The following is a 13,921-nucleotide window of genomic DNA, read 5'->3' on the forward strand; positions in this document are numbered from 1 at the left end:
CCCACCATGCTCGTGCTCACTTGGCCGCCTCCACCTCGGGCCGGGGGTCGTGCTGCTGCACGTCGGACATCGTGTGGCGGACGGCCGGGTCGACGATCTCCGTGAGCGGCTTCGGGAAGACGCCCAGGAAGATCAGCAGCGCGATCAGCGGGGCCACCACCAGCAGTTCGCGCGGGCGCAGGTCGGGCATCGCCCGGACCTCGTCCTTGACCGGACCGGTCATGGTGCGCTGGTACAGCACCAGCGTGTACAGCGCCGCGAGCACGATGCCGAAGGTGGCGATCACGCCGACCGCCGGATACCGGGCGAACGTGCCGACCAGGACCAGGAACTCGCTCACGAAGGGCGCCAGGCCCGGCAGCGACAGGGTCGCCAGACCACCGATCAGGAACGTGCCGGCCAGCACCGGGGCCACCTTCTGCACGCCGCCGTAGTCGGCGATGAGCCGGGAGCCGCGCCGCGAGATCAGGAAGCCGGCCACCAGCATGAGCGCCGCCGTCGACAGGCCGTGGTTGACCATGTAGAGCGTGGCGCCGGACTGGCCCTGGGTGGTCATCGCGAAGATGCCCAGGATGATGAAGCCGAAGTGCGAGATCGACGCGTAGGCGACCAGCCGCTTGATGTCGCGCTGCCCGACCGCGAGGAGCGCGCCGTACACGATGCTGATCAGGGCGAGCGCCAGGATCACCGGGGTCGCCCACTTGCTGGCCTCGGGGAAGAGCTGGAGGCAGAAGCGGAGCATCGCGAAGGTGCCGACCTTGTCGACCACCGCGGTGATCAGGACGGCGACCGGGGCCGTGGCCTCGCCCATCGCGTTGGGCAGCCAGGTGTGCAGCGGCCACAGGGGGGCCTTCACCGCGAAGGCGAAGAAGAAGCCGAGGAACAGCAGCCGCTCGGTGTTGGTAGCCATGTCGATCTTGCCGGCGGCGCGCAGGTCGGCGATCTCCGTGAGGGAGAAGGTGTGGGTGACCACGTACAGGCCGATCACCGCGGCCAGCATGATCAGGCCGCCGACCAGGTTGTAGAGCAGGAACTTGACCGCCGCGTACGACCGCTGGGCCGCCGCGTTGTCGTCCGTCCCGCTGTGCGCGCGGTCGCCGAAGCCGCCGATGAGGAAGTACATCGGGATGAGCATGGCTTCGAAGAAGACGTAGAAGAGGAAGACGTCGGTGGCCTCGAAGGAGATGATCACCATCGCCTCGACCATCAGGATCAGGGCGAAGAAGCCCTGCGTCGGCCGCCAGCGGGTGGACTGCGTCTCCAGCGGGTCGGCGTCGTGCCAGCCGGCCGCGATCACGAACGGGATCAGCAGCGCGGTGAGCGCGATCAGCGCCACCCCGATGCCGTCGACGCCGAGTTGGTACCGGACGCCGAAGTCCTCGATCCAGGCGTGGGACTCGGTGAGCTGGTAGCGCGCGCCGCCCGGTTCGAAGCGGACCGCGACCACCGCGGCCAGCGCGAGCGTCGCCAGGGAGAAGAGCAGCGCGAGCCACTTGGCGGCGGTCCTGCGGGCCGCCGGTACGGCCGCCGTGAGGATCGCGCCGGCCGCGGGGAGCGCGGCCGTCGCCGTCAGAAGCGGGAAACTCATTTCACACCGCCCTCATCAGCAGGGTCGCGGCGATCAGGACCACCACGCCCCCGAACATCGAGACCGCGTAGGAGCGGGCGTAGCCGTTCTGCAGCCGGCGCAGCCGGCCGGAGGCGCCGCCGACCGCGGCGGCCGTGGTGTTGACGACCCCGTCGACCAGGCTGTGGTCGACGTACACGAGCGAGCGGGTCAGGTGCTCGCCGCCGCGCACCAGCACGACGTGGTTGAAGTCGTCCTGGAACAGGTCGCGGCGGGCGGCGCGGGTGAGCAGCGAGCCGCGCGGGGCGGTGACCGGGACCGGCCGGCGGCCGTACATCGACCAGGCGATCGCGACGCCGAGGACCAGGCAGACCATCGTCGCGAGCGTGACCGTCATCGCGCTGACCGGCGGGTTGCCGTGCTCGTGCCCGGTGACGGGCTCCAGCCACGTGAGGAACCGGTCGCCGACCGCGAAGAACGCGCCCGCGAAGACGGATCCGAAGGCCAGCAGGACCATCGGGATCGTCATGACCTTCGGCGACTCGTGCGGGTGCGGCAGCTCGCCGGCGTGGTGTTCGGCGGCCGGCTCGACGCCGGCAGCCTTGTCCGCGTCGGGGGCCGGCTGCCAGCGCTTCTCGCCGAAGAACGTCAGCAGCATCACGCGGGTCATGTAGAACGCGGTGATGGCCGCGCCCAGGAGGGTCACGCCGCCGAGGATCCAGCCCTCGGTGCCGCCCTTGGCGAAGGCGGCCTCGATGATGGCGTCCTTGGAGAAGAAGCCCGACAGGAACGGGAAGCCGATGATGGCGAGGTAGCCGAGGCCGAAGGTGACGAAGGTGATCGGCATGTACGTGCGCAGGCCGCCGTACTTGCGCATGTCGACCTCGTCGTTCATGCCGTGCATGACGGAGCCCGCGCCGAGGAACAGCCCGGCCTTGAAGAAGCCGTGCGTCACCAGGTGCATGATGGCGAACACGTAGCCGATCGGGCCGAGTCCGGCGGCCAGCACCATGTAGCCGATCTGCGACATGGTCGAGCCGGCGAGCGCCTTCTTGATGTCGTCCTTCGCGCAACCGACGATCGCACCGAAGAGGAGCGTGACGGCGCCGACCACGGTGGTGACGAGCTGCGCGTCGGGAGCCCCGTTGAAGATCGCGCCGGAGCGGACGATCAGGTAGACGCCCGCGGTCACCATCGTCGCGGCGTGGATGAGGGCCGAGACCGGGGTCGGGCCCTCCATCGCGTCGCCGAGCCAGGACTGCAGCGGTACCTGGGCCGACTTGCCGCAGGCGGCCAGCAGGAGCATCAGGGCGATGGCCGTCAGCTTGCCCTCGGTGGCCTCGCCGGCCTCCTTCAGCACCGGCTCGAAGGCGAAGGTGCCGAAGGTGGTGAACATCAGCATGACCGCGATCGAGAGGCCCATGTCGCCGACCCGGTTGACCAGGAAGGCCTTCTTCGCGGCGGTGGCCGCGCTGGGCTTGTGCTGCCAGAAGCCGATCAGCAGGTACGAGGCGAGGCCCACGCCCTCCCAGCCGACGTACAGCAGCAGGTAGTTGTCGGCGAGGACGAGCAGCAGCATCGCCGCGAGGAACAGGTTGAGGTAGCCGAAGAAGCGGCGGCGGCGCTCGTCGTGCTCCATGTACCCGATCGAGTACACGTGGATGAGCGTGCCGACGCCGGTGATCAGCAGGACGAAGGTCATCGACAGCTGGTCGAGCTGGAAGCCGACGTCGGCCCGGAAGTCGCCCACCGCGATCCAGCTGTACAGGTGCTGGGTCATCGTCCGGTCCTCGCCGGAGCGGCCCAGCATGTCCGCGAACAGCGCCAGTCCGACGCCGAACGAGACGGCCGCGAGCAGGGTGCCCAGCCAGTGGCCGGCCCGGTCGAGCCGGCGGCCGCCGCAGAGCAGCACCGCCGCTCCGAGCAGGGGCGCCGCTACCAGCAGCGCAATCAGGTTCTCCACTGTTGATCGACCCCTTACAGCTTCATCAGGCTGGCGTCGTCGACCGAGGCCGAGTGGCGGGTACGGAAGAGCGACACGATGATCGCGAGGCCGACCACGACCTCCGCGGCGGCGACGACCATCGTGAAGAACGCGATGACCTGGCCGTCGAGGTTGCCGTGCATCCGCGAGAAGGTGACGAACGCGAGGTTGCAGGCGTTCAGCATCAGCTCGACGCACATGAACAGCACGATCGCGTTGCGCCGGATCAGCACCCCGGCCGCGCCGATCGTGAACAGCAGGGCCGAGAGGTAGAGGTAGTTGACGGGGTTCACTTGGACGCCTCCTCACGCCCGGCGCCCTGGCCGAGCTCCCGGCCCAGCCGCTCCGCGGACCGCTGCTCCAGCGTCTTGAGGTCCTTGAGCGCCTGCGCCGAGACGTCGCGGACCTGGCCGCGCGAGCGCAGCGTCTTGTTGACGGTCAGCTCCGACGGGGTGCCGTCGGGCAGCAGGCCCGCGACGTCCACCGCGTTGTGCCGCGCGTACACGCCCGGCGCCGGCAGCGGCGGGAGCTGCTTGCCCTCGCGGACCCGCTGCTCGGCCAGCTCGCGCTGGGTCGCGGCCCGCTCGGTGCGCTCCCGGTGCGTGAGCACCATCGCGCCGACGGCCGCCGTGATCAGCAGCGCGCCGGTGATCTCGAACGCGAAGACGTACTTGGTGAAGATGAGCTCGGCCAGCGCCTGGACGTGCCCGCCGGAGTTGACCCGGCCCAGGCCCGTGAAGGACGTCAGCCCCGCGTGCCCGATGCCCGCGATCAGCAGGATGCCGAAGCCCAGACCGGCCGCGGCGGCCAGCCACCGCTGACCCTTGATGGTCTCCTTCAGGGAGTCCGCGGCGGTGACGCCGACGAGCATGACCACGAACAGGAACAGCATCATGATCGCGCCGGTGTAGACGATCACCTGGACGACGCCCAGGAAGTACGCCCCGTTGGCCAGGTAGAACACCGCCAGGATGATCATCGTCGCAGCGAGGCTCAGTGCGCTGTGCACGGCCTTCTTCATCAGGATGGTGGCCAGTGCGCCGATCACCGCGACCGTGCCGAGGACCCAGAACTGCACGGCCTCGCCGGTGGAGGTCACCGAGGCGCCGGCCGCGGTCGTCAGGAGCGCGCTCATCGGCCGACCACCTTCTCCGACGCGGGCTCCGAGGGCCCGAAGGTGGAGGCGGACTCCTGCGGGCCCTCGCCCTTGGAGACGGCCACCTGCCGCTCGGTCCCCGGCGCCGCGCCCGTCACCAGGCCCCGGTAGTAGTCCTGGTCGTCCGTGCCGGGGTACATCGCGTGCGGCGCCTCGACCATGCCCTCGGTGAGGCCGGCGAGCAGCTGCTCCTTGGTGTAGATGAGCGACTCGCGGCTGGCGTCGGCCAGTTCGAACTCGTTCGTCATCGTCAGCGCCCGCGTGGGGCACGCCTCGACGCACAGCCCGCACAGGATGCAGCGGGCGTAGTTGATCTGGTAGACGCGCCCGTACCGCTCGCCCGGGGAGTAGCGCTCCTCCTCCGTGTTGTCCGCGCCCTCGACGTAGATGGCGTCGGCGGGGCAGGCCCAGGCGCACAGTTCGCACCCGATGCACTTCTCCAGACCGTCGGGGTGGCGGTTGAGCTGGTGTCGTCCGTGGAACCGCGGGGCGGTGGTCTTCGGCTGCTCCGGGTACTGCTCGGTCAGCCGCTTCTTGAACATGGCCTTGAAGGTCACGCCGAAGCCGGCCACCGGGTTCTGCCACTTCTCGTCAGACATTCTCAGCACCCTCCTCTCGGTCACTGTCAGTATTGGTTCCGCCACTGACAATCAGCTCGCGCTCGCTGCGCGGCCGTCGGCGCGGTACCGGCGGAAGGGTCTGCCCGGGCAGCGGCGGTACGGGGAACCCGCCCGCCATCGGGTCGAAGGCGGCCGGCGGGGCGGCCTTCGCGCTGGCCTCCGCCGCCTTGGACCTGCGGTCGCGGAAGAGGTCGGCGACGAAGGACAGCAGCAGCACGACGATCACCGCGCTGCCCACGTAGAGCACGATCCGGCCGAAGTCGTAGTTCTCGTTGCGCAGCGCCCGGACGGTGGCGACGAGCATCAGCCACACCACCGAGACCGGGATGAGCACCTTCCAGCCGAGCTTCATCAGCTGGTCGTAGCGCACGCGCGGGAGCGTGCCGCGCACCCAGACGAAGAAGAACAGCAGCAGCTGCACCTTGATGACGAACCAGAGCAGCGGCCACCAGCCGTGGTTGGCGCCCTCCCAGTACGTGGAGATCGGCGCCGGGGCCCGCCAGCCGCCCAGGAAGAGGGTGACCGACACGGCCGAGACGGTGACCATGTTGACGTACTCGGCCAGCATGAACATCGCGAACTTGATGGACGAGTACTCGGTGTTGAAGCCGCCGACCAGGTCGCCCTCGGACTCCGGCATGTCGAACGGGGCCCGGTTCGTCTCGCCGACCATCGTGACGACGTAGATGATGAAGGACACCGGCAGCAGCACGATGTACCAGCGGTCCGCCTGCGCCTCCACGATCGCCGAGGTCGACATCGAGCCGGAGTAGAGGAAGACCGAGGCGAAGGCCGCGCCCATCGCGATCTCGTACGAGATCATCTGCGCGCACGAGCGCAGGCCGCCGAGCAGCGGGTACGTCGACCCGGACGACCAGCCGGCCAGCACGATGCCGTAGATGCCGACCGAGGCCACCGCGAGGACGTACAGCATCGCGATCGGCAGGTCGGTCAGCTGCATCGTCGTGCGGACGCCGAAGATCGAGACCTCGTCGGCCGCGGGCCCGAACGGGATCACCGCGATCGCCATGAACGCGGGGATCGCCGCGATGACCGGAGCCAGGACGTAGACGACCTTGTCGGCCCGCTTGACGATCAGGTCTTCCTTCAGCATCAGCTTGATGCCGTCCGCCAGCGACTGCAGGAAGCCCCACGGTCCGTGCCGGTTCGGGCCGATGCGCAGCTGCATCCAGCCGACGACCTTGCGCTCCATGACGATGGAGACGAGCACGGTCACCATCAGGAAGGCGAAGCAGAAGACCGCCTTCAGCAGGACCAGCCACCAGGGGTCACGGCCGAAGAGCGAAAGGTCCTCGGCCGCGAGTTGTACCGCGTTCACGCGCGCACCTCCGGCGTCGTGTCGCCGGCACCGTCCGCCACGGACGGGCCGATACGGACCAGGGAGCCCGGCTGGGCACCCGTGTCGGAGAGGACGCCGCCGCCGGCGGAGTTCAGCGGGAGCCAGACCACCCGGTCCGGCATCTGCGTGATCCGCAGCGGCAGTTCGACGGTGCCGGCCGGGCCGGTGACCGCCAGGGCGTCGCCGTCCTTGACGCCCGTCTCGGCCGCGGTGGCCGCCGACAGCCGGGCGCTCGCCTCGTGCCGGGTGCCCGCCAGTGCCTCGTCGCCCTCCTGGAGCCGGCCGAGGTCCAGCAGCAGCCGGTGCCCGGCCAGCACCGCCTCGCCGGCGGCCGGCCGGGGCACCGCCCGGGTGTCCGCGGACTGCTCGGTGGCCCGCTCCCCGGCCCAGTGCCCGAGCCGGTCCAGCTCCGCGCGCACCGCGTGCACGTCGGGCAGGCCCAGCGCGCGGCCGTCCGCGTCCGCCAGCATGTGCAGCACCCGGCCGTCGGCCGGCGCCGACGGCCGGGTCATCTGGTCGGGCTTGAGGGCCGCCTCGAACGGCCGCAGCCGTCCCTCCCAGTTGACGTACGCCCCGGCCTTCTCGGCCGCGGCCGCCACCGGGAGGACCACGTCCGCCCGCTCGGTGACCTCGCTCGGCCGCAGCTCCAGCGACACCACGAACGCCTCCGACAGCGCCTCGCGCGCCCGCGCCGGGTCCGGCAGGTCCGCCACCTCGACGCCGCCGACCAGCAGCGCGCCCAGCTCACCGGTGGCCGCGGCCTCCACGATCTGGCCGGTGTCGCGCCCGTACCGGTGCGGCAGCTCGTCCAGGCCCCAGACGGCCGCGACCTCCTCGCGGGCCCGCGGGTCCGTGGCCGGCCGGGCCCCGGGCAGCAGCGACGGCAGGGCGCCCGCCTCGACCGCACCCCGCTCACCTGCCCGCCGCGGGATCCACACCAGCTCGGCGCCGGTGGCCGCGGCCGCCCGTACCGCCGCGGTCAGCCCGCCCGGCACGGCCGCCAGCCGCTCGCCGACCACGATCACCGCGCCCGGCCGCCGCAGCGCCTCGGCCGCCTCCTCGCCGCCCGCCTCCAGGCCGGTCCGGGACGCCAGCGCCGCCAGCCACTCCGGCTCGGTGCCGGGGGCGGCCGGCAGCAGCGTGCCGCCCGCCTTCTCCAGGCCCCGGGTCGCGAACGGCGCCAGCGCGAAGGTCCGCTGCTTGCGCTTGCGCCAGGCCTTGCGCAGCCGCAGGAAGACCCCGGGGGCCTCCTCCTCGGCCTCGATGCCGGCCAGCAGCACCGCGGGCGCCTGCTCCAGAGACGCGTACGTGACACCGGTCCCCGACAGGTCCGTGCCGCGCCCGGCGACGGTGGCGGCCAGGAAGTCCGTCTCCTCCGCCGAGTGGACCCGGGCCCGGAAGTCGATGTCGTTGGTCTCCAGCACGGTCCGGGCGAACTTGGCGTACGCGTACGCGTCCTCGACCGTCAGCCGGCCGCCCGTCAGCACGCCCGCCCGGCCGCGCGCGGCCGCCAGTCCGCGCGCGGCCGCGTCCAGCGCCTCCGGCCAGCTCGCCGGCTCCAGCTCACCCGTCGCGGAGTTGCGGACCAGGGGCGTGGTCAGCCGGTCGGGCCGCTGGGCGTACCGGAAGCCGAACCGGCCCTTGTCGCACACCCACTCCTCGTTGACCTCCGGGTCCTCCGCGGCCAGCCTGCGCAGCACCTTGCCGCGCCGGTGGTCGGTGCGGGTGGCGCAGCCGCCCGCGCAGTGCTCGCACACGCTCGGCGAGGAGACCAGGTCGAACGGGCGGGAGCGGAACCGGTACGCCGCCGAGGTCAGGGCGCCCACCGGGCAGATCTGGATGGTGTTCCCGGAGAAGTACGACTCGAACGGGTCGCCCTCGCCGGTGCCGACCTGCTGCAGCGCACCGCGCTCCAGCAGCTCGATCATCGGGTCGCCGGCGACCTGGTTGGAGAAGCGGGTGCAGCGCGCGCACAGCACGCACCGCTCGCGGTCCAGCAGCACCTGCGTGGAGATCGGCACCGGCTTCTCGTACGTCCGCTTCCGCCCCTCGAAGCGGGACTCGGCGTTGCCGTGCGACATCGCCTGGTTCTGCAGCGGGCACTCGCCGCCCTTGTCGCAGACCGGGCAGTCCAGCGGGTGGTTGATCAGCAGCAGCTCCATCACGCCGCGCTGCGCCTTGTCCGCCACCTGCGAGGTGAGCTGGGTCTTCACGACCATGCCGTCGGTGCAGGTGATCGTGCAGGAGGCCATCGGCTTGCGCTGGCCCTCCACCTCGACGATGCACTGGCGGCAGGCGCCGGCCGGGTCGAGCAGCGGATGGTCGCAGAACCGCGGGATCTCCACGCCGATCTGCTCGGCGGCGCGGATGACGAGGGTGCCCTTCGGTACGGACACCTGGACCCCGTCGATGGTCAGCGACACCAGGTCCTGCGGCGGGACCGCCGCGGCGCCCCCTCCGGCCGGGGCGTTGCCGGTCACGGTCATGCGGTCACCTCCGTGTCGGCCCACAGGGTCGACTTCGCCGGGTCGAAGGGGCAGCCCCCGCCCGTGATGTGCTGCTCGTACTCCTCGCGGAAGTACCTGAGCGAGGAGAAGATGGGGCTGGCGGCACCGTCGCCGAGGGCGCAGAACGACTTGCCGTTGATGTTGTCGGCGATGTCGTTCAGCTTGTCGAGGTCGGACATCACGCCCTTGCCGGCCTCGATGTCGCGCAGCAGCTGGACCAGCCAGTACGTGCCCTCGCGGCACGGCGTGCACTTGCCGCAGGACTCGTGGGCGTAGAACTCGGTCCACCGGGTGACCGCGCGGACCACGCAGGTGGTCTCGTCGAAGCACTGCAGGGCCTTGGTGCCGAGCATCGAGCCGGCCGCGCCCACGCCCTCGTAGTCGAGCGGCACGTCGAGGTGCTCGTCGGTGAACATGGGGGTGGACGAGCCGCCCGGGGTCCAGAACTTCAGCCGGTGCCCGGGCCGCATCCCGCCGCTCATGTCGAGCAGCTGGCGCAGGGTGATCCCGAGCGGGGCCTCGAACTGGCCGGGGTTGGCCACGTGCCCGGACAGCGAGTACAGGGTGAAGCCCGGGGACTTCTCCGTGCCCATCGACTTGAACCAGTCCTTGCCCCGGTTCAGGATCGCGGGAACCGAGGCGATGGACTCGACGTTGTTGACGACGGTGGGGCACGCGTAGAGGCCCTCGACCGCGGGGAACGGGGGACGCAGCCGGGGCTGGCCGCGGCGCCCTTCGAGCGAGTCGAGCAGCGCGGTCTCCTCACCGCAGATGTACGCGCCGGCGCCCGCGTGCACCGTAAGTTGGAGGTTCAGGCCGCTGCCGAGGACGTTCTCGCCCAGGTAGCCCGCCTCGTACGCCTCGCGCACCGCCTCGTGCAGCCGGCGCAGGACGGGCACGACCTCGCCGCGCAGGTAGATGAAGGCGTGCTCGGAGCGGATCGCGTAGCAGGCGATGACGATGCCCTCGATGAGGGAGTGCGGGTTGGCGAAGAGGAGCGGGATGTCCTTGCAGGTCCCGGGCTCCGACTCGTCGGCGTTGACGACGAGGTAGTGCGGCTTGCCGTCGCCCTGCGGGATGAACTGCCACTTCATCCCGGTCGGGAAGCCGGCGCCGCCGCGGCCGCGCAGTCCGGAGTCCTTCACGTACGCGATGAGGTCGTCCGGGGACATCGCGAGCGCCTTGCGCAGGCCCTCGTAGCCCTCGTGGCGCCGGTAGGTCTCGAGCGTCCACGACTCCGGGTCGTCCCAGAACGCGGAGAGCACGGGCGCCAACAGCTTGTCGGCGTTCCCGGCCCCCGGCTGGGAGGTTCCCCCGTCGTTGGACTCGGCGGTCACGGTCATCACTCCCCCTCCTCGCCCGCGGCCTCGCCGCGCGGGTGCACGACCTTGCTGTGCGGGGCCGCCTCGCCGCGGGCCAGGCGCAGCCCGGTCAGGGAGGCGGGGCCCGCGCCGCCGCTCGCCGCGACGGCGCCCTCGCGCTCGTCGGGGAAGCCGGCCAGGATGCGCGCCGTCTCCTTGTACGTGCACAGCGGCGCGCCCCGGGTCGGCGACACCGGGCGGCCCGCGCGCAGGTCGTCGACCAGGTCCTTCGCGGACCCCGGGGTCTGGTTGTCGAAGAACTCCCAGTTGACCATCACGACGGGGGCGAAGTCGCAGGCCGCGTTGCACTCGATGTGCTCCAGCGTGACCTTGCCGTCCTCGGTGGTCCCGTTGTTGCCCACCCCGAGGTGCTGCTTCAGCTCCTCGAAGATGGCGTCGCCGCCCATCACCGCGCACAGGGTGTTGGTGCACACCCCGACCTGGTACTCGCCCGACGGCTTGCGCCGGTACATCGTGTAGAAGGTCGCGACCGCGGTGACCTCTGCGGTGGTCAGCCCCAGTACCTCCGCGCAGAAGCGGATGCCGGTGCGGGAGACGTACCCCTCCTCCGACTGCACCAGGTGCAGCAGCGGCAGCAGCGCGGAGCGGCTGTCGGGGTAGCGGCCCACGACCTCCGCCGCGTCGGCCTCCAGCCGGGCGCGGACCTCGGCCGGGAAGTCGGGGGCGGGCAGCTGGGGCATCCCCAGGCTGACGTCTGTCATCGGTCGACGCCTCCCATCACGGGGTCGATGGAGGCGACGGCGACGATGACGTCGGCGACCTGGCCGCCCTCGCACATGGCCGCCATGGCCTGCAGGTTGGTGAAGGACGGGTCGCGGAAGTGGACCCGGTAGGGGCGGGTGCCTCCGTCGGAGACCACGTGCACGCCGAGCTCGCCCTTGGGGGACTCGACGGCGGTGTACACCTGGCCGGCCGGCACGCGGAAGCCCTCGGTCACCAGCTTGAAGTGGTGGATGAGGGCCTCCATGGAGGTGCCCATGATGTTCTTGATGTGGTCGAGCGAGTTGCCCAGGCCGTCGGGGCCGAGGGCGAGCTGGGCGGGCCAGGCGATCTTCTTGTCGGCGACCATGACCGGGCCGGGCTCCAGCCGGTCCAGGCACTGCTCGACGATCCGCAGGCTCTGCCGCATCTCCTCCAGGCGGATCAGGAACCGCCCGTAGGAGTCGCAGCTGTCGGCGGTCGGCACGTCGAACTCGTAGGTCTCGTAGCCGCAGTACGGGTCGGACTTGCGCAGGTCGTGCGGCAGGCCCGCGGAGCGCAGGATCGGGCCGGTGGCGCCGAGCGCCATGCAGCCGGCCAGGTCGAGGTAGCCGACGTCCTGCATGCGGGCCTTGAAGATCGGGTTGCCGGTGGCGAGCTTGTCGTACTCCGGCAGGTTCTTCTTGAAGGTCCTCACGAAGTCGCGGAGCTGGTCGACGGCGCCCGGGGGCAGGTCCTGGGCGAGGCCGCCGGGGCGGATGAACGCGTGGTTCATCCGCAGGCCGGTGATCAGCTCGAAGACGTCGAGGATCAGTTCGCGGTCGCGGAAGCCGTAGATCATGATCGTGGTCGCGCCCAGCTCCATGCCGCCGGTGGCGATGCAGACCAGGTGCGAGGAGATCCGGTTGAGCTCCATCAGCAGGACGCGGATCACCGAGGCCCGGTCGGGGACCTGGTCGGTGATGCCCAGGAGCTTCTCCACGCCGAGGCAGTACGCGGCCTCGTTGAAGAACGGCGTCAGGTAGTCCATGCGCGTCACGAAGGTCGTGCCCTGCGTCCAGTTGCGGAACTCGAGGTTCTTCTCGATCCCGGTGTGCAGGTAGCCGATGCCGCAGCGCGCCTCGGTGACGGTCTCGCCCTCGATCTCCAGAATGAGGCGGAGGACGCCGTGGGTGGACGGGTGCTGGGGGCCCATGTTGACGACGATGCGCTCGTCGTCGGCCTTGGCCGCGGAGGCGACGATCTCGTCCCAGTCGCCGCCGGTGACCGTGTAGACGGTGCCCTCGGTGGTCTCGCGCGCCGCCGCGCTCTCGGCGGCGGCGTCGGCCGCGTGGTCGGAGGTGTGGTTCGAGGTGGACATCAGCTGTACGACCTCCGCTGGTCGGGAGCCGGGATCTGGGCGCCCTTGTACTCGATGGGGATGCCGCCGAGCGGGTAGTCCTTGCGTTGCGGGTGGCCCTGCCAGTCGTCCGGCATCATGATCCGCGTCAGCGCCGGGTGGCCGTCGAAGACGAGGCCGAAGAAGTCGTACGTCTCGCGCTCGTGCCAGTCGTTGGTCGGGTACACCTCGACCAGGGACGGCACGTGCGGGTCGGCGTCGGGCGCCGAGACCTCCAGGCGGACCAACCGGTTGTGGGTGATCGAGCGCAGGTGGTAGACGGCGTGCAGCTCGCGGCCCTTGTCCTCGGGGAAGTGGACGCCGGAGACGCCCGTGCACAGCTCGAAGCGCAGGGCCGGGTCGTCGCGCAGGGTGCGGGCGACGCGCACGAGGTGCTCGCGGGCGATGTGGAAGGTCAGTTCGCCGCGGTCGACCACCGTCTTCTCGATGGCGTTCGCCGGGAGCAGGTCCTGCTCCTCCAGCGCCCCCTCCAGCTCGTCGGCCACCTCGTCGAACCAGCCGCCGTACGGCCGGCTGGAAGCGCCGGGCAGCACGACCGGTCGGACCAGGCCGCCGTACCCGGAGGTGTCGCCGCCGTCGCGGGCGCCGAACATGCCCTTGCGGACGCCGATGACCTCGCCGCCCGCGTCGCGCGGGGCAGGAACGTTGTTGCCGTTCTCGGGCGTCGGCTCGTGGGTCTCGCTCACCGGAGCAGCCCCTTCATCTCGATGGTGGGGAGGGCCTTGAGGGCCGCCTCCTCCGCCTCGCGGGCCGCCTCTTCCCGGTTCACGCCGAGCTTGGAGGTCTGGATCTTGTGGTGGAGCTTGAGGATCGCGTCCATCAGCATCTCGGGGCGGGGCGGGCAGCCGGGCAGGTAGATGTCGACCGGGACGATGTGGTCCACGCCCTGGACGATCGCGTAGTTGTTGAACATGCCGCCGGAGGAGGCGCAGACGCCCATGGAGATGACCCACTTCGGGTTGGGCATCTGGTCGTAGACCTGCCGCAGCACCGGCGCCATCTTCTGGCTCACCCGGCCCGCCACGACCATGAGGTCGGCCTGGCGCGGCGAGCCGCGGAAGACCTCCATGCCGAAGCGGGCGAGGTCGTAGCGGCCCGCGCCCGTGGTCATCATCTCGATGGCGCAGCACGCCAGTCCGAAGGTGGCCGGGAAGACGGAGGCCTTGCGCACCCAGCCCGCGGCCTGCTCGACCGTCGTCAGCAGGAAGCCGCTCGGCAGCTTCTCTTCGAGTCCCATGTGTGAGCCC

At 70.9% G+C, this 13,921-nt stretch carries 12 protein-coding genes; all 12 read right to left on the bottom strand.

Annotation, left to right across the window (positions count from 1 at the left end):
• Nucleotides 1-16 precede the first annotated feature (16 nt).
• From IF43_RS0118885 to IF43_RS0118940, 12 genes are read right to left on the bottom strand one after another with little or no spacing between them, the layout of a single operon-like run.
• Nucleotides 17-1,588, bottom strand: a complete 1,572-nt coding sequence (locus tag IF43_RS0118885; RefSeq protein WP_030201750.1) for an NADH-quinone oxidoreductase subunit M — start codon at nt 1,586-1,588, stop codon at nt 17-19.
• 1 nt (nt 1,589) lies between these two features.
• Nucleotides 1,590-3,530 (bottom strand): NADH-quinone oxidoreductase subunit L, encoded by a 1,941-nt coding sequence (nuoL, locus tag IF43_RS0118890; RefSeq protein WP_030201753.1) that lies wholly within the window; start codon nt 3,528-3,530, stop codon nt 1,590-1,592.
• Nucleotides 3,531-3,544: 14 nt separating this feature from the next.
• Nucleotides 3,545-3,844: an NADH-quinone oxidoreductase subunit NuoK gene (nuoK, locus tag IF43_RS0118895; protein WP_030201756.1), complete on the bottom strand. Its 300-nt coding sequence runs from the start codon at nt 3,842-3,844 to the stop codon at nt 3,545-3,547.
• The gene (locus IF43_RS0118900; RefSeq protein ID WP_030201757.1) at nt 3,841-4,686 is read right to left on the bottom strand and encodes an NADH-quinone oxidoreductase subunit J; all 846 of its coding nucleotides are present in this window, start codon (nt 4,684-4,686) and stop codon (nt 3,841-3,843) included. Before IF43_RS0118900 ends, nuoK begins: the two co-directional genes overlap by 4 nt.
• A complete protein-coding gene (nuoI, locus tag IF43_RS0118905) occupies nt 4,683-5,306 on the bottom strand; it encodes an NADH-quinone oxidoreductase subunit NuoI (protein ID WP_030201760.1) in 624 nt (207 codons plus the stop codon). The genes IF43_RS0118900 and nuoI overlap by 4 nt, the downstream gene beginning before the upstream one ends.
• Entirely contained in the window at nt 5,299-6,666 is a 1,368-nt protein-coding gene (gene nuoH / locus IF43_RS0118910; RefSeq protein ID WP_030201763.1) for an NADH-quinone oxidoreductase subunit NuoH, read from the bottom strand. The genes nuoI and nuoH overlap by 8 nt, the downstream gene beginning before the upstream one ends.
• Nucleotides 6,663-9,173: an NADH-quinone oxidoreductase subunit G gene (locus IF43_RS0118915; RefSeq protein WP_030201766.1), complete on the bottom strand. Its 2,511-nt coding sequence runs from the start codon at nt 9,171-9,173 to the stop codon at nt 6,663-6,665. The genes nuoH and IF43_RS0118915 overlap by 4 nt, the downstream gene beginning before the upstream one ends.
• Entirely contained in the window at nt 9,170-10,537 is a 1,368-nt protein-coding gene (gene nuoF / locus IF43_RS0118920; protein WP_030201769.1) for an NADH-quinone oxidoreductase subunit NuoF, read from the bottom strand. Before nuoF ends, IF43_RS0118915 begins: the two co-directional genes overlap by 4 nt.
• Nucleotides 10,537-11,277 (bottom strand): NADH-quinone oxidoreductase subunit NuoE, encoded by a 741-nt coding sequence (gene nuoE / locus IF43_RS0118925; protein ID WP_030201772.1) that lies wholly within the window; start codon nt 11,275-11,277, stop codon nt 10,537-10,539. Before nuoE ends, nuoF begins: the two co-directional genes overlap by 1 nt.
• Nucleotides 11,274-12,635, bottom strand: coding sequence for an NADH-quinone oxidoreductase subunit D (locus tag IF43_RS0118930; protein WP_030201773.1), 1,362 nt, complete (start codon nt 12,633-12,635; stop codon nt 11,274-11,276). The genes nuoE and IF43_RS0118930 overlap by 4 nt, the downstream gene beginning before the upstream one ends.
• Nucleotides 12,635-13,360: an NADH-quinone oxidoreductase subunit C gene (locus IF43_RS0118935; protein ID WP_030201777.1), complete on the bottom strand. Its 726-nt coding sequence runs from the start codon at nt 13,358-13,360 to the stop codon at nt 12,635-12,637. The genes IF43_RS0118930 and IF43_RS0118935 overlap by 1 nt, the downstream gene beginning before the upstream one ends.
• Entirely contained in the window at nt 13,357-13,911 is a 555-nt protein-coding gene (locus IF43_RS0118940) for an NADH-quinone oxidoreductase subunit B family protein (RefSeq protein ID WP_030201780.1), read from the bottom strand. Before IF43_RS0118940 ends, IF43_RS0118935 begins: the two co-directional genes overlap by 4 nt.
• Between the last annotated feature and the right edge of the window lie 10 nt (nt 13,912-13,921).

The sequence above is a fragment of the Streptomyces sp. NRRL S-87 genome, assembly GCF_000719335.1.
GTDB lineage: Bacteria > Actinomycetota > Actinomycetes > Streptomycetales > Streptomycetaceae > Streptomyces.